General features: G+C 69.5%; 15 protein-coding genes. 8 read left to right on the top strand and 7 right to left on the bottom strand.

Features of this window, described 5'->3' with window-relative positions:
- Positions 1 to 155: 155 nt before the first annotated feature.
- On the bottom strand, positions 156 to 1,664 hold the full coding sequence (locus ABD093_RS01865) for an alanine/glycine:cation symporter family protein (protein WP_343922070.1): 1,509 nt from the start codon (positions 1,662 to 1,664) through the stop codon (positions 156 to 158).
- Positions 1,665 to 2,123: 459 nt separating this feature from the next.
- Here ABD093_RS01865 and ectA point away from each other — a divergent pair, with 459 nt between their 5' ends.
- From ectA to ABD093_RS01850, 3 genes are all read left to right on the top strand, one after another.
- Positions 2,124 to 2,564 carry a diaminobutyrate acetyltransferase gene (gene ectA, locus ABD093_RS01860; protein ID WP_343922068.1) on the top strand — a complete coding sequence of 147 codons (441 nt, stop codon included), beginning with the start codon at positions 2,124 to 2,126 and terminating at the stop codon, positions 2,562 to 2,564.
- Between the two features lie 104 nt (positions 2,565 to 2,668).
- The gene (gene ectB, locus ABD093_RS01855; RefSeq protein WP_343922066.1) at positions 2,669 to 3,940 is read left to right on the top strand and encodes a diaminobutyrate--2-oxoglutarate transaminase; all 1,272 of its coding nucleotides are present in this window, start codon (positions 2,669 to 2,671) and stop codon (positions 3,938 to 3,940) included.
- Between the two features lie 105 nt (positions 3,941 to 4,045).
- Complete coding sequence (locus tag ABD093_RS01850; protein ID WP_343922064.1) at positions 4,046 to 4,438, top strand: ectoine synthase; 393 nt, start codon at positions 4,046 to 4,048, stop codon at positions 4,436 to 4,438.
- A 235-nt stretch (positions 4,439 to 4,673) separates the two neighbouring features.
- On the opposite strand, the gene ABD093_RS01845 is transcribed toward ABD093_RS01850, so the two are convergent.
- Positions 4,674 to 5,318 carry a hypothetical protein gene (locus ABD093_RS01845; RefSeq protein ID WP_343922063.1) on the bottom strand — a complete coding sequence of 215 codons (645 nt, stop codon included), beginning with the start codon at positions 5,316 to 5,318 and terminating at the stop codon, positions 4,674 to 4,676.
- 146 nt (positions 5,319 to 5,464) lie between these two features.
- Here ABD093_RS01845 and ABD093_RS01840 point away from each other — a divergent pair, with 146 nt between their 5' ends.
- Positions 5,465 to 6,118, top strand: a complete 654-nt coding sequence (locus tag ABD093_RS01840; RefSeq protein WP_343922062.1) for an IMPACT family protein — start codon at positions 5,465 to 5,467, stop codon at positions 6,116 to 6,118.
- 229 nt (positions 6,119 to 6,347) lie between these two features.
- Here ABD093_RS01840 and ABD093_RS01835 read toward each other — a convergent pair whose 3' ends face one another.
- The gene (locus ABD093_RS01835; RefSeq protein WP_193118867.1) at positions 6,348 to 6,632 is read right to left on the bottom strand and encodes a GlsB/YeaQ/YmgE family stress response membrane protein; all 285 of its coding nucleotides are present in this window, start codon (positions 6,630 to 6,632) and stop codon (positions 6,348 to 6,350) included.
- A 272-nt stretch (positions 6,633 to 6,904) separates the two neighbouring features.
- Here ABD093_RS01835 and ABD093_RS01830 point away from each other — a divergent pair, with 272 nt between their 5' ends.
- Positions 6,905 to 10,792: a Pls/PosA family non-ribosomal peptide synthetase gene (locus tag ABD093_RS01830; RefSeq protein WP_343922061.1), complete on the top strand. Its 3,888-nt coding sequence runs from the start codon at positions 6,905 to 6,907 to the stop codon at positions 10,790 to 10,792.
- Positions 10,789 to 12,120 carry a M1 family metallopeptidase gene (locus tag ABD093_RS01825; protein ID WP_343922060.1) on the top strand — a complete coding sequence of 444 codons (1,332 nt, stop codon included), beginning with the start codon at positions 10,789 to 10,791 and terminating at the stop codon, positions 12,118 to 12,120. Before ABD093_RS01830 ends, ABD093_RS01825 begins: the two co-directional genes overlap by 4 nt.
- A 169-nt stretch (positions 12,121 to 12,289) precedes the next feature.
- Here the strand turns inward: ABD093_RS01825 and ABD093_RS01820 are convergent, their stop codons facing one another.
- Genes ABD093_RS01820 through nrdF form a run of 3 tightly spaced genes read right to left on the bottom strand, consistent with a single transcriptional unit; the run spans position 12,290 to position 14,654 of the window.
- On the bottom strand, positions 12,290 to 12,994 hold the full coding sequence (locus ABD093_RS01820; protein WP_343922059.1) for a dTMP kinase: 705 nt from the start codon (positions 12,992 to 12,994) through the stop codon (positions 12,290 to 12,292).
- 14 nt (positions 12,995 to 13,008) lie between these two features.
- The gene (locus tag ABD093_RS01815; protein ID WP_343922058.1) at positions 13,009 to 13,665 is read right to left on the bottom strand and encodes a 4'-phosphopantetheinyl transferase family protein; all 657 of its coding nucleotides are present in this window, start codon (positions 13,663 to 13,665) and stop codon (positions 13,009 to 13,011) included.
- A gap of 20 nt (positions 13,666 to 13,685) precedes the next feature.
- Entirely contained in the window at positions 13,686 to 14,654 is a 969-nt protein-coding gene (nrdF, locus tag ABD093_RS01810; RefSeq protein WP_343922057.1) for a class 1b ribonucleoside-diphosphate reductase subunit beta, read from the bottom strand.
- 603 nt (positions 14,655 to 15,257) lie between these two features.
- Here nrdF and ABD093_RS01805 point away from each other — a divergent pair.
- Positions 15,258 to 16,688: a DUF418 domain-containing protein gene (locus ABD093_RS01805; protein ID WP_343922055.1), complete on the top strand. Its 1,431-nt coding sequence runs from the start codon at positions 15,258 to 15,260 to the stop codon at positions 16,686 to 16,688.
- Between the two features lie 232 nt (positions 16,689 to 16,920).
- Positions 16,921 to 18,411 (top strand): sugar porter family MFS transporter, encoded by a 1,491-nt coding sequence (locus tag ABD093_RS01800; protein ID WP_343922053.1) that lies wholly within the window; start codon positions 16,921 to 16,923, stop codon positions 18,409 to 18,411.
- Positions 18,412 to 18,492: 81 nt separating this feature from the next.
- On the opposite strand, the gene ABD093_RS01795 is transcribed toward ABD093_RS01800, so the two are convergent.
- The gene (locus ABD093_RS01795) at positions 18,493 to 20,034 is read right to left on the bottom strand and encodes an MFS transporter (protein ID WP_343922051.1); all 1,542 of its coding nucleotides are present in this window, start codon (positions 20,032 to 20,034) and stop codon (positions 18,493 to 18,495) included.
- Positions 20,035 to 20,042: the final 8 nt, after the last annotated feature.

The raw sequence follows: 20,042 nt of genomic DNA, 5'->3' as shown, positions 1-20,042 counted from the left end.
GCCAGAGCGTAGGAAGCCGAGACCGCGCCACGGTGAACGGCAGGGGAACGCACTGTGGAGATCGGGTGCGGGAACCTTCCCGCACCCGAGCTCCGCCGCTCAACGGTCGGCACCCGCAGGCCGACGCTCGGTGGACGTCGCTGAACGCCCGCCGCTCAACGGGCTGCGTCCAGCTCCCGCTGCTCCTGGTAGTCGCACACGTCCTCGTCGACCCAGACCTCGATGTTCTTGATCTCGGGGAGGTCCGAGGCCAGGAAGATCGGGTCCAGGCCCTGGGCGCGCTGGGCGTTGTAGTGACGCAGCAGCTTGAACGCCGTCGGCGCCAGGATCGCGATCACCACGAGGTTGACCAGGGCGATGAACACCATGGACACCCCGGCGATGGTCCAGGCGAGGTCCACGGCGATCACGGAGCCGATGAGCACCAGAGCTGTCACGGCGGCACCGAAGGCGATGTGCCAGCCCCGCTTGGAGGTGATGAAGTGCATGTTCGCCTCGCCGTAGGAGAAGTTCCCCAGCACCGAGGTGAAGGCGAGCAGGAACATGATCACTGCGAGCAGGATCGCGGCCCAGCCGCCGAGGTTGTCGGTGAGCGACTGCTGCACCATCACCAGACCCTCGCCGCCGGTGGAGACATCCGGGAAGGCGACCAGGACGATGAATGCGGTGATCGAGCAGATCAGGATCGTGTCGAAGTAGACGCCGAGAGTCTGCACCAGGCCCTGCTTGACCGGGTGGCTGACCGATGCGGTCGCGGCGACGTTGGGGACCGAGCCCATGCCGGCCTCGTTCGAGAGCATGCCGCGCTGGACGCCGTTGACGATCGCGGCACCGATGCCGCCACCGATCGCGGCCTGCGGGGTGAAGGCCTCGGTGACGATCTGGCTGACCACGCGGGGCAGCTCGCCGATGTTCATGCCCACGATGAGGATCCCGAGCAGCAGGTAGATCACGGCCATGATCGGGACCATGTTCTGGGCGACGGTGGCCACGCGGCGCATGCCGCCGAAGACGATCACGCCGGTGAGCACGGCCAGCAGCACGCCGAGCACGATGGGCAGCCACGGCAGACTCTCCGGGTCGGTGTAGACGGCGACAGCGCCGGTGACGGCATCGACGATGGTGTTGGCCTGCAGCGAGGTGAAGGCGAAGGCGAAGCAGAAGATGAACAGGACCGCGAAGAACAGACCGAACTTCCGGCTGCCCAGGCCGCGGGCGATGTAGAACGCCGGGCCACCCTTGTAGGTATCGGCGGCGCGGGTCTTCCACAGCTGCGCGAGCGTGGATTCGATGAAGCTGGCGGCGCTCGTGAGCAGGCACATCACCCACATCCACAGCACCGCGCCCGGACCACCGAGGAAGATCGCCCCGGCCACGCCGGAGACGTTCCCTGTGCCCACACGCGCTGCGGCGGAGATGGAGAATGCTTGGAAGGCGCTCAAGGACTTGGTGCGCTCCGTGCGCCTGCCGCCCTCCTTGATCTCCTCGCGCTGGGCCTTCTGGGTGATCGCGCCGAACATCGCCGGGATCATCCGGAACTGGACGCCCTTGCTGCGGATCGTGAAGTACAGACCGAGCACCACGACCACGGGCATGCCGGCCCAGGTCCAGAGCCAGCCCTCCGCGTTTCCGAGGAACTCGTTGAGTGATTCGAGGGGGTTCATGACCTAGACGGTACCGAGGCCTCTCCCGCCGGCGCGGCGGATCTCCGTGATCGAGACGCCCGCAGACGCCGAAGTCATCCCCGCGCGCGAGGACGGGTCAGCAGCGAGCCCGCAGTGACGCACCCCACACCGGGCAGTCGTCGCACCCCGGAAGGCACCCCGGACTGCGGACAAACCTCCAGGTCGCCAGGCATGATCATGCGTTGTCGGACAATCCGGAGATCGAAGGACCGGCGGTCACGTTTGCGTCACGACACTCCGAGGAAGGTGCGTTGCACCACGGCCCGGGCTCCACATTTGTCGCTGGTCTCGATAGCGTTGGTGAGCGTTATGGGCCAACTGACGACACGTTCCGACGACCACCCTTCACCTCGAGGTACGACACGATCTGCTGCTGAGACTGCTGCTGAGAGCTCCGATCCGGAGATCATCACCCCCATCCACCGCCACGGCGCCGAGATGTGGCGCGTGGCCCGCGACAGCGGGACGCTGGATCTGAACACCTCCTACGCCTACCTCCTGCTCGCACGGGACTTCGCCCAGACCTCCCGTATCGCCGTCCACGACGGCGCGGTCGTCGGCTTCGTCATCGGCTATCTCCGACCCGCCGATCCCGACTGCCTGTTCATCTGGCAGATCGCCGTCGACGAGTCGATGCGCGGCCGCCAGGTCGCCCGCCGGATGCTCGACGCACTGCTCGGCGACCTGCCGCACGTGCGCACCCTGGAGACCACCATCACCGAGGACAACACCGCCTCCCAGCGGCTGTTCGCCTCCTTCGCCGAGCGTCACGGCGCCGACCACCGCATCAAGCCGCTCTTCGAGGAGACCGACTTCCCGGACGCCGGGCACGGCGCCGAGCTGCTCCATGTGATCGGAGAGCTGCACGCCGGCTCCTGACCCCGACCCGTCGCACGACCCGTCGCCACGGGCGCTCCGGCGCGCCCGCAGACCGCGTCCCTCCGGACACCCAGACCACCTGCACACCCACCAAGGGAGACACCATGACAGCGATCGCCCCCATCAACTCCACCTCGCTCGAGTCCGAGGTCCGCAGCTACTCGCGCAGCTGGCCCGTGAGCTTCACGCACGCCAAGGGCTCCACGCTCGTCGCCGAGGACGGCCGCGAGTACACCGACTTCTTCGCCGGCGCCGGCACCCTGAACTACGGCCACAACCACCCCGAGCTGAAGAAGGTCGTCATCGACCACTTCCTCGAGGACCGCGTCGTGCACGGCCTGGACATGTTCACCGACGTGCGCAGCCGGTTCCTGGAGACCTTCAACGACCTGATCCTGTCCCCGCGCGGTCTCGACTACAAGGTCTCCTTCCCCGGCCCGGGCGGCACGAACGCCGTCGAGGCCGCCCTGAAACTGGCCCGCAAGGTCACCGGCCGCGAGTCGGTCGTGAACTTCACCAACGCCTTCCACGGCATGACGCTCGGCGCCCTGTCGGTCACCGGCAACTCCCTCAAGCGCGGCGGCGCCGGCATCCCGCTGGTGCACGCCACGCCGATGCCCTTCGACGACTACTTCGGCCAGGTGGTCCCGGACTTCATGTACCTCGAGCGCCTGCTCACCGACGGCGGCAGCGGGCTGAACAAGCCCGCCGCCGTGATCGTCGAGACCGTCCAGGGCGAGGGCGGCATCAACGCGGCCCGCGCCGAGTGGCTGCGCGGCCTCGCCGACCTGTGCACGACCCACGGCATCCTGCTGATCGTCGACGACATCCAGATGGGCTGCGGCCGCACCGGCGGGTTCTTCAGCTTCGAGGAAGCCGGCATCACGCCCGACATCGTCACCCTGTCGAAGTCCATCAGCGGCTACGGCATGCCCCTCGCCCTGACCCTCCTCAAGCCCGAGCTGGACATCTGGGAGCCGGGCGAGCACAACGGCACCTTCCGTGGCTTCGGCCCCGCGTTCGCCTCCGGCGCCAAGGCCTTCGAGCTGTTCTGGAGCGATGACGAGCTGGAGAAGTCCACCATCGCCAAGGGCGCCTACGTCGAGAGCCGCTTCAACCAGATCGCCGCCCGTCACGCCGACCGGCACGAGCTGATCGTCAAGGGCCGCGGCCTCGCCCGCGGCCTGCAGCTGCCCACCGGCGAGCAGGCCGGCCAGGTCACCTCGCGCGCCTTCGAGGAGGGCCTGCTGGTGGAGACCTCCGGTCCGTCCGACGAGGTCGTCAAGCTGCTCCCCGCGCTCACCATCCCCGATGAGCAGCTCCGCGACGGGCTCGACATCCTCGAGAAGGCCGTCGACGAGGCGCTGACCGCCTGATCCCCCAGTACCCGTCGGCCCGCTCCCTCCGAGGGACGGGCCGACGTCCCTGAGCGCGAGCTCAGGCGCAGGACCCCCAGACCATCCACGGAGAGGACCATCCCCATGCTCGTTCGCACCCTTGCAGAGGTCGAAGGCACCGACGCCGACATCCAGTCGGAGAACTGGCGCTCCAAGCGCATCATCCTGGCCAAGGAGGGCGTGGGCTTCTCGGTCCACGAGACCACCCTGTACGCCGGGACCGAGAGCTACTTCTGGTACGCGAACCACATCGAGGCCGTGTTCATCACCCAGGGTGAGGGCACCATCGAGGATCTCGCCACCGGTGAGATCCATGAGATCGCCCCGGGCAGCCTCTACCTGCTCAACGACCACGACAAGCACATCGTGCGCCCCCGCACCGAGATCAAGTGCGTGTGCGTGTTCAACCCGCCGGTGACCGGCCGCGAGGTGCACGACGAGAACGGCGTATACCCGCTGGTGACCGAGGACGCCTGAGTCCTCGCCCACCGCCGCCGGGCATCGCGGCACGGTGAGAGCGCAGCGATCACCCGCAGCAGCTGCGAGACTGGCTGGCTGGCTGGCTGGCTGGCTGCGCGACTGACTAGCTGAGTGACGGTGCGAGAGGGGCCCACCGGGAGCACGAATGCTCCCGGGTGGGCCCCTCTCGTCGTGCCGGGATCCTGCTCGATTAGCCGAGGCGCAATCCCCTGACGCTCATGCCATCATCCCGTCACGCCGTCACGCGGCGCTTGCGCACGATCAGCAGGATCACGCCGATGGCGAGGAGCACGAACCCGAGGAAGCCCCCGCCCACGGCGAGCAGGATGCCGCCGACGGCGCCGAAGATCCCGCCGAGGGAGACGGGCGGGCCGACGGCGACCGGGGTGCCCGCGCAGTCGACGGTGTACTCGCCGGCCTCGTTCGCGGTGATCGAGTCGAAGGACTCCCACTGCCGGCCGTCGATCGTGGTCGAGCTCGTCTGCGCGGTCCCCTCACCGATGGCCTCCGCGGACGGTGCCGTGATGTCGCAGCTGGGCACCTCGGTCCCGGTCTCGACGTAGTACTGCAGCACATCGCCCTCCTCGGCCGTGACCGAGCCGGAGCCGCTGTCGAACACCTCGATGTCGCCGATCCCACCGGCGGTGGTGCTGATCCCGATGACGGCGAGCACCGCCCCGATGACGACGGCCAGCGCCAGGATGATGCTGCCGAGGATGATGAGAATCTTCGGGGCCTTGCCTGCTCCCGAGCGCTGCGGGGGCTGACCCGGGTGCTGACCGAAGTTCTGGCCCGAGTTCTGACCGAAGTTCTGGCCCGGGTTCTGGCCGGGCTGCGAGCCCTGGGGCGGATAGGGCGGGGAGAGCGGAGCGGTCACGGGGTCCTCCAGGACAGGTCGGATAGCGGCCACGGTGCGGCGACGCCCAGCGTAGCGCGACGGCACGTGACCGCGGCTCCGGGCAACAGTCCCAGGCCACAACACCGGGCGATGGCCCGGGCCCGGAGCCCGCCTAGACTCGACCTATGCCCGAACCCCTCGTCCTCGCCGCCGACGTCGAGACCGAGCTGGTCGAGAAGCGCTCCCGATTCCTCACCCGCCTGCATCGGGTGGGGTCCGTCGAAGAGGTCGACGCCCTGGTCCGAGCCGCACGCCGCGAGCATCCCGATGCCCGGCACCACTGCACCGCGCTGGTGATCGGCGAGACCGCGCAGTCCGCCGAGGTCAACCGCTCGAGCGACGACGGCGAACCCTCGGGGACCGCCGGGATGCCGATGCTGCAGTCGCTGCTGCATGCCGGACTCGTCGACACCCTCGCGATCGTCATCCGCTATTTCGGCGGGGTGAAGCTGGGAGCGGGCGGGCTGGTGCGCGCCTATACCGCCGGGGTCGAGCAGGCTGTCACCGCGGCGACGCTGCTGCGTCGCACCGAGCTGATCATCGCCGAGCTCGAGGTGCCGCTCGCCGAGGTGGGCATCGCCGAGAACGCGGTGCGGATCTGGGCCGGGGCGCACGCCGCCCAGGTCGAGCCGACGAGGTATTCCTCCCGGGTCGCGGCCCTGACCGTGCTGCTCACCCCCGAGCTCCTCGAGGACCTGCGTGCGGATACCGCGCGGTGGTCCTCCGGACGCACCGGGGTGCGGGATGCGGGTCGTCGCACCGCAGATGTGCCGCTCTGAGTCGCACCGAGTCGCGCTGAGCCGACGGGTCACTCGGATCCGACGGGTCGCTCCGGGCCGACGAGTCGCCCTGGGTCGACGGGCCGCCCTGGGTCGACGGGCCGCCCTGGGTCGACGGGTCACTCTGGTCCGACGAATCGCACCGGGTCGGCGGAACACCCCAAATGCGACGGCGGCGCCGCCCCGGAGATCCGGGACGACGCCGCCTTGTCGAAGACGCTGCCTGAGGTCAGGCGCGGTTCTTCGTGACGAGGTTGTAGATGAACATGACGATGAGGGCGCCGATCACCGCGAGCAGGATGGTCCAGATGCTCCACGGGTTGTCGAGGATGCCGCTGACCCCGTTACCGCCGAGCAGACCGCCGATGAAGCCACCGACGATGGCGCCGATGACGCCCAGGACGATGGTCAGGCCCAGGCCCATGGCCTGCTTGCCGGGCATGATCGCTCGTGCGATGAGGCCGATGATGCCGCCGATGATGATCCAGGAAATGATGGCCCAGAGAAGTCCCATGATCGGTTCTCCATTCTGTGAAGGGGAAGGGAAGGATTACTGCACCTATAGTGTGCACCGTTGTGAACGCATAATGCGGGATGCACGCATCTATGCAGGTCACACGGACGACCACGCGGTCTATGTGATCTGTTCGAATCGTCCGACTTTCTTCCGGGGGCGGCATCGGGGAAAGTCGAGACGTTTCGAGCACCCGCCTGACGTGCGCGGCGTCACGTCCAAGTCGGCGTTCTGGACACCTTCTCGTCACTTCGACGTACGACACTCCTGGCGTGACCCCCGCCCCGTATGGCCTCCTCCCTGAGCTCCTCGCCGCAGACCGGGCCCCGGCCCCGAGCACTCTCGTCGAGATCTTCCGCCGCACCGTCGAGACCTGCGGTGACTCCCCCGCGGTCGACAACGGCATCGACCCGCTGACCTACACCGAGCTCCACGAGGCCGCCACCGTGCTCGCGACCCGGCTCGCCGCGGTCGGCGTCGGCCCCGGGGACACGGTCGGCGTGCGCATCAAGTCCGGCACCACGGACCTCTACGTGGCGATCATCGGCATCCTCCTCGCCGGCGGCGCCTACGTCCCCGTCGATGCGGACGACCCCGACGAGCGTGCCCGGGTGGTCTTCGAGGAGTCCGCCGCCGTGGCCCTGGTCGGCAACGACCTGGCCATCACGCCCACCGCCGTCGGCCGCGCCGCCGCCCCCACGCCCGCGCGCGAGGTGCGTCCCGAGGACGACGCCTGGGTGATCTTCACGTCCGGCTCCACGGGCAGGCCCAAGGGGGTCGCCGTCACCCACCGCAACGCCGCCGCCTTCGTGGACGCGGAATCGGCGATGTTCCTCCAGGAGCAGCCGATCGGCCCCGGCGACCGGGTGATGGCCGGGCTCTCCGTCGCCTTCGACGCCAGCTGCGAGGAGATGTGGCTGGCCTGGGCCTATGGCGCCTGCCTGGTCCCCGCACCGCGATCGCTCGTGCGCTCGGGGGTCGACGTCGGCCCCTGGCTGGTCGCCAACCGCATCACCATCGTCTCCACCGTCCCCACCCTCGTCTCCCTGTGGCCCAACGAGGCCCTCGCCGAGGTGCGGCTGCTGATCATGGGCGGCGAGGCCTGCCCGCCCGAGCTCGCCTCCCGGCTCCAGGCCGAGGGCCGGGAGGTCTGGAACACCTACGGGCCCACCGAGGCCACCGTCGTCGCCTGCGGAGCGCTCCTGGACGGCTCGGATCCGGTGCGGATCGGGCTGCCTCTGGCCGGCTGGGACCTCGCTGTCGTGGACGTCGAGGGCAACCCCGTCGCCCCGGGCGAATCCGGGGAGCTGATCATCGGCGGGATCGGGCTGGCCCGCTACCTCGACCCGGCGAAGGATGCCGAGAAGTACGCCGCCATGCCCGCGCTGGGCTGGGATCGCGCCTACCGCTCCGGGGACATCGTGCGCAACGATCCCGCCGGTCTGCTGTTCGCCGGTCGCGCCGACGACCAGATCAAGCTCGGCGGCCGACGCATCGAGCTCGGCGAGATCGACGACCAGATGCTGCGGCTTCCCGGAGTGGTCTCCGCAGCGGCCGCCGTGCGCTCCACCCGGTCGGGCAACAAGCTGCTGGTCGGGTACCTCACGGTCGACGGGCGGTACGACGCGGCCGCCGCCAAGGAGCTGCTGCGAGCACGGATGCCGGCCGCTCTCGTGCCGCGCCTGGCGGTGCTCGACGAGCTCCCCACCCGCACCTCCGGCAAGATCGACCGCGATGCCCTGCCCTGGCCGCTGCCCACCCGGCACGAACCGGCGGCCGCGCTCGCGGGCACGAGCGCCCGGATCGCGGAGATCTGGGCCGAGGTGCTCGGCGCCGAGGTCACCTCCCCCGCCGACGACTTCTTCGACGCCGGTGGCGGCTCGCTGAGCGCGGCCCAGGTGGTCAGCCGGCTCCGGGAGACCCACCCCGAGGTCACCGTCGGCGACATCTACTCCCAGCCCACGGTCGCCGCTCTCGCCGCCCACCTCGACGCGATGGGCGCCACGGTGACCCGCTCCGATCGCACGGTGCGCCCGCTGCGCCGCCGCAGCCAGCTCGCCCAGCTGCTCGCGCTGGTGCCTCTGCGGGCACTGGCCTCGATGCGCTGGATCACCTGGCTCATGATCGCCTCGAGCCTCGGCGCCGCCCTGACCCCGGTCCCCTGGCTCACCGCCTTCCCCCTGTGGACGATGATCGTGATGGGAGTGCTGTTCGTGCTGCCTCCGGGACGGATGGCGCTGGCCGCGGTGCTCGCCCGGCTGCTGCTGCACGGCGTGACCCCGGGCAGCCACCCCCGCGGCGGCCGGGTCCACCTTCAGCTCTGGCTCGCCGAGAAGATCCAGGAGGAGCTGGGCGCGGCGGGCCTCGCCGGGGCCCCGTTCTTCCTCCCCTACGCCCGCCTGCTGGGCGCACGGATCGGCCGCGACGTCGATCTGCACGCCCTGCCCCCGGTCACCGGGATGCTCACGATCGGGGCGGGCGCCTCGATCGAACCCGAGGTCGACCTCGCCGGCTACTGGATCGACGGCGATCTGCTCCATATCGGGGAGGTGCGGATCGGCAAGCGGGCACGGATCGGTGCGCGCAGCATGCTCAACCCCGGTGCGACGATCGGACGGGAGGCGGAGGTCGCACCGGGCTCCTCCGTGCTGGGCGAGGTCCCCGCCGGAGAGTTCTGGTCCGGCTCCCCCGCCGAGCACCAGGCCGCCTCGCGCGGCCCCTGGTCCACGGACGCCCCACCCCGCGGCACCGCCTGGCTGCTCCTGTACGCCCTGGTGGCCGGCATGATCGCGGCACTCCCCGCGATCGCGGTGCTCGCCGGAGCGGCCGTGCTCCTGCCGGCGCTGTCCGGCACACAGGGCCTCGGCCAGGCTCTCGGCGCGGCCCTGCTGAGGCTGCCGCTCGCGGCCCTGGCCGGCTACGCCCTGCTCATCCTCCTGGTGCTCGGACTCACCAGGCTCTTCGGGCTCGCCATCAGTCCCGGCCACCGCCCGGTGCGCTCCCTGTCGGGCCTCGCGATCTGGGGAACGCTCCGGCTCCTCGACGAGGCTCGCACCTGGCTCTTCCCGATCTACTCCGGAGCCCTCACCCCGATCTGGCTGCGGCTGCTCGGCGCCAGGATGGGCACGGGCGTGGAGGCCTCCACCGTGCTGCTGATCCCCTCCCTGGTCACCGTCAACGACCACGCCTTCCTGGCCGATGACACCCTGATCGGGCCCTATGAGCTGGGCGGCGGCTGGATCCGCGTCGAACGGGTGAAGGTCGGCAAGCGGGCCTTCGTGGGCAACTCCGGCATGCTCGCCCCGGGCCGCAAGGTCCCCAAGCAGTCGCTCGTCGCGGTGCTCTCCGCCGCCCCGCGCCGCGCCCAGGCCAAGGCCGGGACCTCGTGGCTGGGCAGCCCGCCGCGGAAGCTGCGCCGGGCACGGGACGAACAGGACGACAGCCGCACCTACGCGCCCTCGCGCCGCCTGCACGTGTATCGCGGACTGGTCGAGACCCTCCGGGTCGTGCCGATGCTCCTGGCCGTGCTGCTCCGCCTGGGCGTCGGCGTGCTCCTGTACCTGATCCTGCGGACGGGCCAGGTCGAGGGCGTCGGGATCCTGCCCGCCCTGCTCCTCGGCGGGCCCGTGCTGATCGCCGGCAGCCTCGCCGCCGCAGCGGTCACGGTGCTCGCCAAGTGGGCGATCGTGGGCCGTCACCGCAGCGGCGAGCACGCCCTGTGGACCTCCTTCGTGTGGCGCAACGAGCTCGCCGACACCTTCACGGAGGTGCTCGCCGCCCCGTGGTTCGCGCAGGTCGCCTCGGGGACCGTCGCCCTGAACGCCTGGCTGCGCCTGCTGGGCGCGAGGATCGGCACGGGGGTGTGGTGCGACTCCTACTGGCTGCCCGAGACGGACCTCGTGGAGCTCGGGGACGGGGCCACCGTCAATCGGGGCTGCGTGGTCCAGACCCACCTCTTCCACGACCGCGTGCTGAGCATGGACACCGTGGGTCTGGGTGCAGGTGCGACGCTGGGGCCGGGCAGCGTGATCCTTCCCGCCGCGTGGATCGACCGCCACGCCACCGTCGGACCCGTCTCGCTGGTCATGCGAGGTGAGAGAGTGCCTTCTGGAACACGCTGGACCGGCAACCCGATCGGTCCCTGGGAGGACGACGCATGAGCAGCACGCACTCTTCGACCGACGCCGGGAGCGATCCCTATGTGCCCGGACATGGCGACCGGAGCTTCGACGTCCTTCACTACGACCTCTCGCTGGTCTACAAGGTCGACTCGAACCGTCTGGACGGCGACGCCACCCTGCGGTGCCGCGCCGCCGGCGACACCGACGTCCTCCACCTCGACCTCCACGCCCTGCGCCCGCAGAAGGTGCTCGTGGACGGCCGTCCGCAGAAGGTCACCCACCACAAGGACCGCATCGTCCTGAAGCATCCGGTGCGCGCGGGCGAGGAGTTCGAGATCCGGGTGCGCTACTCCGGCAAGCCGAAGCCGGTGCCATCTCGGCTGCACGGGAGCACCGGTTGGGAGGAGCTGGCCGACGGGGTCATCGTCGCCGCGCAGCCCCATGGCGCCCCGTCCTGGTATCCCTGCAATGATCGGCCCGACAACAAGGCCACCTACTCCCTGGCCGTCGCGGTCCCGCCGGGCTATCACGTAGCCACCGCCGGCGAGCAGACCGGGACCCGGCGCAGCGGGGCCACCGTGACCTGGTGCTCCGAGCAGGCGGTGCCGATGCCGACCTACCTGGCCACGGTGCAGATCGGCCGGTACGAGGTGACCGAGCAGCGGGACGCCCCGATCCCCGTGCGCACCATCGCCCCGCCCCAGCAGGACGCCGAGGAGTTCGCGGCCTCCTTCGGCCGGCAGCCGGAGATGATCCGCTTCTTCGCCCGCCTCTTCGGGCCCTACCCGTTCCTCTCCTACACCGCGGTGATCACCGAGGACGAGCTCGAGATCCCTCTCGAATCGCAGGGACTGTCCACCTTCGGCCAGAACTTCGTGGACTCCGACTGGGAGGCCGTGCGCCTGGTGGCCCACGAGATCTCCCACCAGTGGTTCGGCAATGCGGTGACCCTCGCCCGCTGGCAGGACATCTGGCTGCACGAGGGCTTTGCCTGCTACAGCGAATGGCTCTGGGCCGAGGAGTCCGGCGTCTCGACGGTGCAGGAGCAGGTCGACGAGCATCACGCGAAGCTGGCGGGCCTCCCGCAGGACCTCCTGCTCGCTGACCCCGGCGCGGCGCTGATGTTCGACGACCGGATCTACAAGCGCGGCGCACTGACCGCGCATGCGCTGCGGGTGCGCGTGGGCGATGCGGCCTTCTTCGAGATCCTCCAGTCCTGGATCGCGGAGAACAGCGGCGGCAACGTCACCACCGAGATGTTCCGCGAGCACGCGCAGCGCGTGGCCGGCGAGGATCTCGAGGGCCTGTTCACGCCCTGGCTCGATGCCCTCGAACTGCCTCCGTGCCCGCGCGGCATCCGCGCCTGAGCCTGCTGCGGCCGGTGTTCTCGCCGCCTAGCTGGTGCGGGACAGAAGGATGTTGTCGTCCGGTCTGCACGGTCGCCCCAAGAGTGCCTCGATGAGCTGTTTCGGTCGACTCGACATCGACCATATGTTCCCGCCCGTGGTGAGTCCGACCACGCCTGCCGACTGGTGCCTATGTACGAGTCGCCTTCTCCACGAACTGCTGATCGATCTCGGCGAGAACAAGAGAGACCGCATCATCAGGCGAGACGTCGAGCGTATCGATCACGGTGAGGTCGTACTGCACGGCGACGTCGCGGTAGGCACGGAGGTTGGCCCGAACATGGTCGTCCTCGTAGAAGGCCTCCCGCGCGTCGCTGCGCGCTGAGATGCGCTCGATGACGACGTCGGTCGGCGCGTCAGTGATCACGCCTACGTCCGGACGCATCACGTGCTGGTAGAGCTCGAGCATCCATCGCTCATCGTCAAAGCCCCTGGTCACAGTGGTGACCATCTGCGTAAAGACATATCGATCGCACAACACCACCGCGCCACGCGCCAGCGCCGGTCGAACCACACGGTGAATATGCTGCAACCGGTCTCCAATCAAGAGACACAGCAGCGCGCGGTAGTCGATGTCGTCGCGACTCTCGGGCCGAAACAGGAAATCCCGGAAAGCACTGGACTCACGCGCCTCCGTCGTCGGCTGTCGCGTGGCCAGGACCTCGTGCCCACGCAACCGGAGTTCACTCTCCAGGCCGGCAAGCAACGTCGTCTTACCGGTTCCGTCACTGCCGTCTACGGCAACCAATAATCCCGGAAGGCCATGCCTGTCCAGCTCCACCTTCGCCAGACGGTCAGTGAACGGCGTCGAGCCAGCGACAATGTCCCTCTGCATGGCAGCACGTTACGCTATCCGACCGAGCCGACGTCAGGGCCTCCTCCACCCAGCCGACGCGGGCCGTCGAGCGCGACCGCCGCGACGAATCCCTGCGGAGCCGGCACATCGACCACCTGGTGCTCGAGCAGGTCGACCTGCACCATCGCCACCGCGAGGCCCGTGCCGAGCGCCTTGAGCACAGCCTCCTTGCGGGTCCACATCCGCGCCTGCTCGAGCGCGGTCGTCGCGAGGCCCAGTTCGCTCGGATGCGCGACGAGCGCCTCGTCCCAGCGGGAGGTGACCGCGCGGATCTCCTCGATGTCCACGCCGATCGGGCCGTCCGCTCGCACGGCGGTGGCGAGATGGGGACCGGAACGGGACAGGCTCACGCCGATCGACGTGGCGAGGTCGGCGACGCGCGCCCAGGGTCGGCCGTGCGCCGCAGAGCCGCACCGGGGGCAGAGCCGGCCGACGTGGATCGCGACAGCGGCGTCGGCGTCGGACGATCCGCGGGTGCTGGTGGCCGCACCGAGCAGCTCCGCGACGCGTCGGCGCAGGATGGCGTCGGCGTCCTGTTCGACGGCGTGGAAGCGCACCATTCCTCGAAGGTCCTGGGCCAGCCCCGGGACGTGACGCGCCGACGGCGCCGGACCCGCAGGTCCGACGCCGTCGGCAGGGTGTGCGGGCATGTGCTGCTCCGCGGTGGGGCTCAGAAGTCCCAGTCGTCGTCCTCGGTCTCGACGGCCTTGCCCATGACGTAGCTCGATCCGGAGCCCGAGAAGAAGTCATGGTTCTCATCCGCGTTCGGGGACAGCGCCGCGAGGATCGCCGGGTTGACCTCGGTCTGGTCCTGCGGGAACAGGCCCTCGAAGCCGAGGTTCATCAGCGCCTTGTTCGCGTTGTAGCGCAGGAAGGTCTTGACCTCCTCGGTCCAGCCCACCGGGTCATAGAGATCCTCGGTGTACTCCTCCTCGTTCTCGTACAGCTCGAACATGAGGGACATCGTGTAGTCCTTGAGCTCCTGGCGGCGCTCCGGAGAGGCCTTCTCCATCGCCTTCTGGAACTTGTATCCGATGTAGTAGCCGTGGACCGCCTCATCACGGATGATCAGGCGGATGATGTCGGCGGTGTTCGTGAGCTCGCCGTGGGCGGAGTAGTGCATGGGCAGGTAGAAGCCCGAGTAGAACAGGAACGACTCCAGCAGAGTGGAGGCGACCTTGCGCTTCTCCGGGTCATCGCCCGCGTAGTAGCCCATGACGATCTGGGCCTTCTTCTGCAGCGGCTCGTTGAACTCGCTCCAGCGGAACGCCTCGTCGATCTGCTTGGTGTTCGACAGCGTCGAGAAGATCTGCGAGTAGGACTTCGCGTGCACCGACTCCATGAACGCGATGTTGGTGTACACCGCCTCCTCGTGGGGGGTGATCGCGTCGGGGATCAGCGAGACCGCGCCCACGGTGCCCTGCACCGTGTCCAGCAGGGTGAGCCCCGTGAACACGCGCATGGTCAGGTTCTTCTCGGTCTCGGGAAGCCGGTTCCAGGACTGGATGTCGTTGGACAGCGGCACCTTCTCCGGCAGCCAGAAGTTGCCGGTCAGGCGATCCCACACCTCCTGGTCCTTCGGGTCCGGAATCCGGTTCCAGTTGATCGCCTGGACCGTCGTCTTCAGGTGGTCGTTCACCGCAGCCTCACTGTCGCAAAAATCGGGGGCCTAGCGCCCCACCAGGGGTCTAGTTCCCCGCCAGTCTAGGCAGTAGACGGGCTCGGCCGGGGCAACCCCGCTCCCCTCGGACGGGTGTCTCTGGACACCACCTCCGCCCCGTGGCCACGACCTGCATCGCGGTCCCCGGAACGACGCTGCGGCGTCCAGAGATCTGCCTCCAGAACCTCGTCCCGGCGCGTCGTGTCGCCCGCCGCGTCGCCACTGATCGCAGAGCCCCTCGATGCCCGGACCGCTCCGGCTCGACCCTGACACCAGTCACACCGATCCATGACAGGCACCCGACTTTGGTCGCACGACTTCCGCCCAGCGCCTCACTAGGTTCGAGGGACGACGCGAAGCACCCTCAGCGAGCAGTGCTGGGAATCCGTGTGTGCCGCCGCAGCGGAAGGCCCCGACGTGACCGACGTGCCCACTCCGGCCACCGGCCCGACCCCGTCCGATCCGATTCGCTCGGAACAGATTCCCTCCGATCCGGCTCGGTCCGACCCGACGTCGGCGCCACCGTCACCTCCGGTCGCCGCTCCGCCGAGGTCCCTGGCCACGGACATCGCCCGTGGGCTGATGCTGGCGCTCATCGCGATCGCGAACGTCTCCTGGTACCTGTGGGGGCACGAGGGCTCCGTTGGCATGACCCCGCATGTCCCTGCCCAGAACGTCGCCGACTGGGCGGTGCAGGTCGCCATGACCATCGCGGTCGATCACCGGGCGATGCCTCTGTTCGCGGTCCTCTTCGGCTACGGGATGGTGCAGTTCTACCGATCCCGCCTCGACCGCGGCATGGAACCACGCATCGTGCGCGCCATGATGCGCCGCCGCCACTGGACGATGCTGCTGCTGGGCCTGCTGCACGCCGCCCTGCTGTTCTACGGGGACATCCTGGGGGCGTACGCGGTGGCCGGGCTGCTGATGGTGTGGATCTTCTTCGGCCGACGTACGCGCACCCTGCTGATCTGGATCGGGGTGCTGGTCACGCTGATGCTCCTGTTCGCCCTGTTCAGCATCCTCAGCGCCATCTCGCTGGCCTTCTTCGCGCCGCCCGAGGCGATCGCGTCCGTGAAGTCCGGCAGCTTCGGAATGGGCCTCGTGCGGGACTTCGCGTACGGGCAGCCGTATCTGGTCTCCGTCCTCGCGCGCCTGGCGATCTGGACCATGGGTCTTCTGCCTGGCGCTCTGCTCCTGACCCCGGTGTCGATCCTGGTGGGTTGGGTCGCCGCTCGCCACCGGGTGCTGGACGAGCCATGGCGTCATACCCGCCTGCTGACGCGCGTGGCGATATTCGGCATCGCCATCGGCTGGCTCGGCGGCGTGCCCGACGTCCTGCTGATCACGGGGGTCATCCCCCTGCCGGACGCGGTGGGCTGGGCGTTCAGCGGCCTCAACTCGCTGGCCGGCATCGCCTGCGGAGTCGGCTACGCCGCAGCGTTCGGTCTGCTCGCAACCCGCCTGGAGGGACGTGCTGCCACGAGTACGACGACCGATCCTGCCCGTGACCCGGGCTCGGGCTCAGGCTCGGGGGACCGTCCGCTGGACACGGCTGCTCGGCGGGAACGACGCCGGGAGGCCGCCGCTGCGGACGCGGCGCGGGTCCCTGCTCAGCGCGCCTATGGCGTTCCCACCTCCGCACAGGCCCGCGTTCCCGGGGCCTCCTCGACGGGGACCTCGGCAGCTCGGACCGGCTCGCTGGTGCGTGCGCTGAGCGCCGTCGGGCAGCGCTCGCTCACCTTCTACCTGTTCCAGTCCCTGCTGCTGGCGCCGCTGATGGCGGACTGGGGGCTGGGGCTCGGCGTGCACCTGAGCACTGCTGGCGCGGTGGGGAGCGCCCTCGTGGTCTGGCTGCTCTCCCTTCCCATCGCGGCCTGGATGGACTCACGGAGCCTGCGCGGCCCGGCGGAGATGCTGCTGCGGCGCCTGACCTACGGCAGGCTCGATCGACGGGCGGGCCCGGCCCGCGGCACGGAATCACCGGTTCGTCGGCCCGCACCCGAATCCTGAGCGGCTGCACCTATAAGCGTCTGAACGGTTGCACCGTCCGAACAGGATCGGTGGCAACAGAGTGGAACCGGACACGTTATAGCGCCTCGTCCCGTATCGCGGAGCGCCCCTCCCCCACACGATCGCGCCACGACCGCTAACGTCGACCCGCCAGTGACGGCCGAGGTTCCGCGCCGTCGTGAGTTCCCCTCGGCCCGGTCCTGCCCGACCGCCCGACCATCGGAGTGAACTCATGCCCCCAGAACGCAGCAGCATCGCCCCAGAGCCGTCGACCCTCAGCGCCCCACGACGCTCGGAACGTGCCCTGAACAGACGAGTCCTGGCGCTCGCGATCGCCGGCGCCCTCGGCGGCTTCCTCTTCGGCTTCGACTCCTCCGTGGTCAACGGCGCCGTGGGCGCCATCGAGGGCCAGTTCGACCTGAATCCCGCGATCACCGGGTTCGCCGTCGCGAGCGCTCTGCTCGGCTGCGCCGTGGGCGCCTACTTCGCCGGCCAGCTCTCCAACCGCTGGGGCCGCATCCCCGTGATGCTCCTCGGATCCGTGCTGTTCCTGGCCTCCTCGCTCGGCGCGGGTCTCGCCGTCGGGGTCTGGGACCTCGTGCTCTGGCGGATCGTGGGCGGGCTCGGCATCGGCATCGCCTCCGTGACCGCCCCGGCCTACATCGCCGAGATCGCGCCACGCCAGATCCGAGGTCGGCTCGCCTCGCTGCAGCAGCTGGCCATCACGATCGGTATCTTCGCCGCCCTGGTCTCCAACGCCCTGCTCGCCGGCGTCGCGGACGGCGCCGCCGAGCAGCTCTGGCTGGGACTCGCCGCCTGGCGCTGGATGTTCCTCGTCGGCGTCATCCCCTCCGTCGTGTACGGCGTGGTCGCCCTCGTGATCCCCGAGTCGCCGCGCTTCCTCATGCTCACGGGCAAGGAGGCCAAGGCCCGCGAGGTCCTCGCCACGATCGTGCCCGAGGACCAGATGGAGCGCGAGCTGAGCGATATCCGCTCCGTGCTGAAGGACGAGGAGATCGCCCGCTCCGGCTCGCTGCGGGGAAGCCTGCTGGGGCTGAAGCCCATCGTCTGGATCGGCATCGCCGCCGGCATGCTCCAGCAGTGCGTGGGCATCAATGCGATCTTCTACTACTCCACCACCCTGTGGCAGTCCGTGGGCTTCACGGAGTCCGACTCGTTCACGATCTCCGTGGTCACGGGGCTGATCAACATCGCCGTCACCTTCATCGCGATCGGTCTCGTCGACCGGATCGGGCGCCGCAGGCTCCTGATGATCGGTTCGATCGGCATGGTCGTCACGCTGGCGACCCTCGCGATCGCGTTCTCGCAGTCCGTCGACGTGAACGGTGCGCCGTCGCTGCCCGAGCCGTGGGGCCCGATCGCCCTCGTCGCCGCGAACCTCTACGTGGTGTTCTTCGGTGCCACCTGGGGCCCCGTGCTCTGGGTGCTGCTCGGCGAGATCTTCCCGACGCGCCTGCGCGGCAAGGCGATGGGGGTGGCGACCGGCATGCACTGGATCGCGAACTTCATCGTGAGCACCACGTTCCCGGTGGTCGCGGACTTCTCGCTGGGCGTGGCCTACGGGATCTTCACCCTGTTCGCCGTCATCTCGGTGCTCTTCGTGCGCCTGATGCTCCCGGAGACGAACGGCCTCTCGCTCGAAGAGGCGGACACGCTGCTGCCGGCGACCCGGCGCTCCGAGCGGTACCGCCGACGCTCCTGACCGGGGCGCGCACCAGCGACATATGAGGGAGGGGCGCAGGGATCTCGATCTCTGCGCCCCTCCCTCATGCTGAGGAGACCGTCATCTCCGCGCGAGACGGCGAGAGCGCCCGGCTGCGGACGCCGAACCCTCTGTCGGGTCGTCCTGCGTCGGGTCGCCCGGCCTCGGGTCGCCCGTCGTCGGGTCGCCCGTCGCCGAGTGACCGGTCGCCGAGTCGTCACCGACAGGCGTGCCCGTCTCGTGCACATGGTCGTGCTCCTCCGTCGAGACGCGCAGGGCGTCCTCGGTGCGCAGCAGGTCGCGGCCGCGAGTCTCCGGCACCAGGAACGTGGCGGCCACGGTGATCGAGGCGAGGGTTCCCATGTACACGGCGAGCACGATCCAGTTGCCGTCGGTCCAGGCCAGCAGGGCCGCACCCAGCACGCCGGCCAGGCCGCCGGCGAGGACCGCCGAGATCTCCCGGGCCATGGCGACGCCGAGGTAGCGGTGACGGGCGCCGAACAGTTCGGGCAGCATCGCGCACTGCGGGCCGAGCATCGTGTTCACCGCGATGCCGAGTCCGATCGCGATGACCGCCACCGCGACGGCCTCGCTGCCGATGGACAGCAGATACCAGGCCGGGAACGTGTACGCGAGCATGAACACCGCGCCGGCGCGGTAGACGGGCACCCGCCCGAAGCGGTCGGAGAGATGCCCGCTCAGCGGCACGGTGATCATGCCGAGGAGGGAGCCGAGGGTGACGCCCCAGGTGACGATGCCGCGGTCGAGCCCGATCGCGGCGGAGGTGACGAAGGCGAGCGCGAGCGACTGGAACATGTAGCTGCCGCCGTTCTCAGCCATGCGCAGGCCGATGCCCACGACGACCCCGGGGCGGCCGCGGGTGAAGATCTCCCGCAGCGGGCGCTCGGCGACCTGCTCGTGCTTCTCGAGGTGCACGAAGGTGGGAGTCTCGCGCAGGTGGGAGCGGATCAGCAGCGCGACGATGATCAGCACGAACGAGGCGAGGAACGGGAGGCGCCAGCCGTAGGCGAGGAAGGCGGCCTCGGGCATCAGCGTGAGCAGCGTGAAGACGAGCGCCGCGAGCAGGGTGCCGGCCTGGATGCCGATGAACGGCAGCGCGGAGAAGAAGCCGCGACGTCGCACCGGGGCGTACTCGGCCATCAGCACGGTGGCTCCGGCCTGCTCGGCGCCGGCTCCGAGCCCCTGCAGCAGGCGCAGGATCACGAGGAGGATCGGGGCGAGGTAACCGGCCTGGTGGAAGGTGGGCAGCACCCCGATGAGGGTGGAGGAGCCGCCCATGAGCAGCACCGTGACGACCAGGACCCACTTGCGTCCCACCCGGTCCCCGAGGGTGCCGAAGAGGAGCCCGCCGAAGGGGCGGGCGACGAACCCGACGCCGTAGATCCCGAAGGCGGCGACCGTGTTCATCGCCGGGTCGCCCTCAGGGAAGAAGAGGGTGTTGAAGACCAGGGCGGTCATCAGGCCGTACATCGCGAAGTCGAAATACTCCATCGCGCTGCCGATGCTCGAGGAGAGCGTGGCACGGCGGAGATTCGCGGCGTACTCCTGGTCGGACAGATGCTGTGCGCCCTCGGGCCGGGGTGCTCTCGTCGTCGAGCTCATGGCATCTC

It is taken from the genome of Brachybacterium tyrofermentans, from assembly GCF_039526165.1.
Classification (GTDB): domain Bacteria; phylum Actinomycetota; class Actinomycetes; order Actinomycetales; family Dermabacteraceae; genus Brachybacterium; species Brachybacterium tyrofermentans.
This window is presented reverse-complemented; position numbering and strand designations above follow the sequence as displayed.

Excerpts from the sequence above, each read along its gene's own strand:
- ABD093_RS01840 (WP_343922062.1), top strand. The coding sequence starts at position 5,465 with ATGCCCGAACCCCTCGTCCTCGCCGCCGACGTCGAGACCGAGCTGGTC.
- ABD093_RS01820 (WP_343922059.1), bottom strand. The coding sequence starts at position 12,994 with ATGCAGAGGGACATTGTCGCTGGCTCGACGCCGTTCACTGACCGTCTG.
- ectB (WP_343922066.1), top strand. The coding sequence starts at position 2,669 with ATGACAGCGATCGCCCCCATCAACTCCACCTCGCTCGAGTCCGAGGTC.
- ABD093_RS01805 (WP_343922055.1), top strand. The coding sequence starts at position 15,258 with ATGCTGGCGCTCATCGCGATCGCGAACGTCTCCTGGTACCTGTGGGGG.
- ectA (WP_343922068.1), top strand. The coding sequence starts at position 2,124 with ATGTGGCGCGTGGCCCGCGACAGCGGGACGCTGGATCTGAACACCTCC.
- ABD093_RS01835 (WP_193118867.1), bottom strand. The coding sequence starts at position 6,632 with ATGGGACTTCTCTGGGCCATCATTTCCTGGATCATCATCGGCGGCATC.
- ABD093_RS01850 (WP_343922064.1), top strand. The coding sequence starts at position 4,046 with ATGCTCGTTCGCACCCTTGCAGAGGTCGAAGGCACCGACGCCGACATC.
- ABD093_RS01865 (WP_343922070.1), bottom strand. The coding sequence starts at position 1,664 with ATGAACCCCCTCGAATCACTCAACGAGTTCCTCGGAAACGCGGAGGGC.
- ABD093_RS01815 (WP_343922058.1), bottom strand. The coding sequence starts at position 13,665 with ATGCCCGCACACCCTGCCGACGGCGTCGGACCTGCGGGTCCGGCGCCG.
- ABD093_RS01825 (WP_343922060.1), top strand. The coding sequence starts at position 10,789 with ATGAGCAGCACGCACTCTTCGACCGACGCCGGGAGCGATCCCTATGTG.
- ABD093_RS01800 (WP_343922053.1), top strand. The coding sequence starts at position 16,921 with ATGCCCCCAGAACGCAGCAGCATCGCCCCAGAGCCGTCGACCCTCAGC.
- ABD093_RS01795 (WP_343922051.1), bottom strand. The coding sequence starts at position 20,034 with ATGAGCTCGACGACGAGAGCACCCCGGCCCGAGGGCGCACAGCATCTG.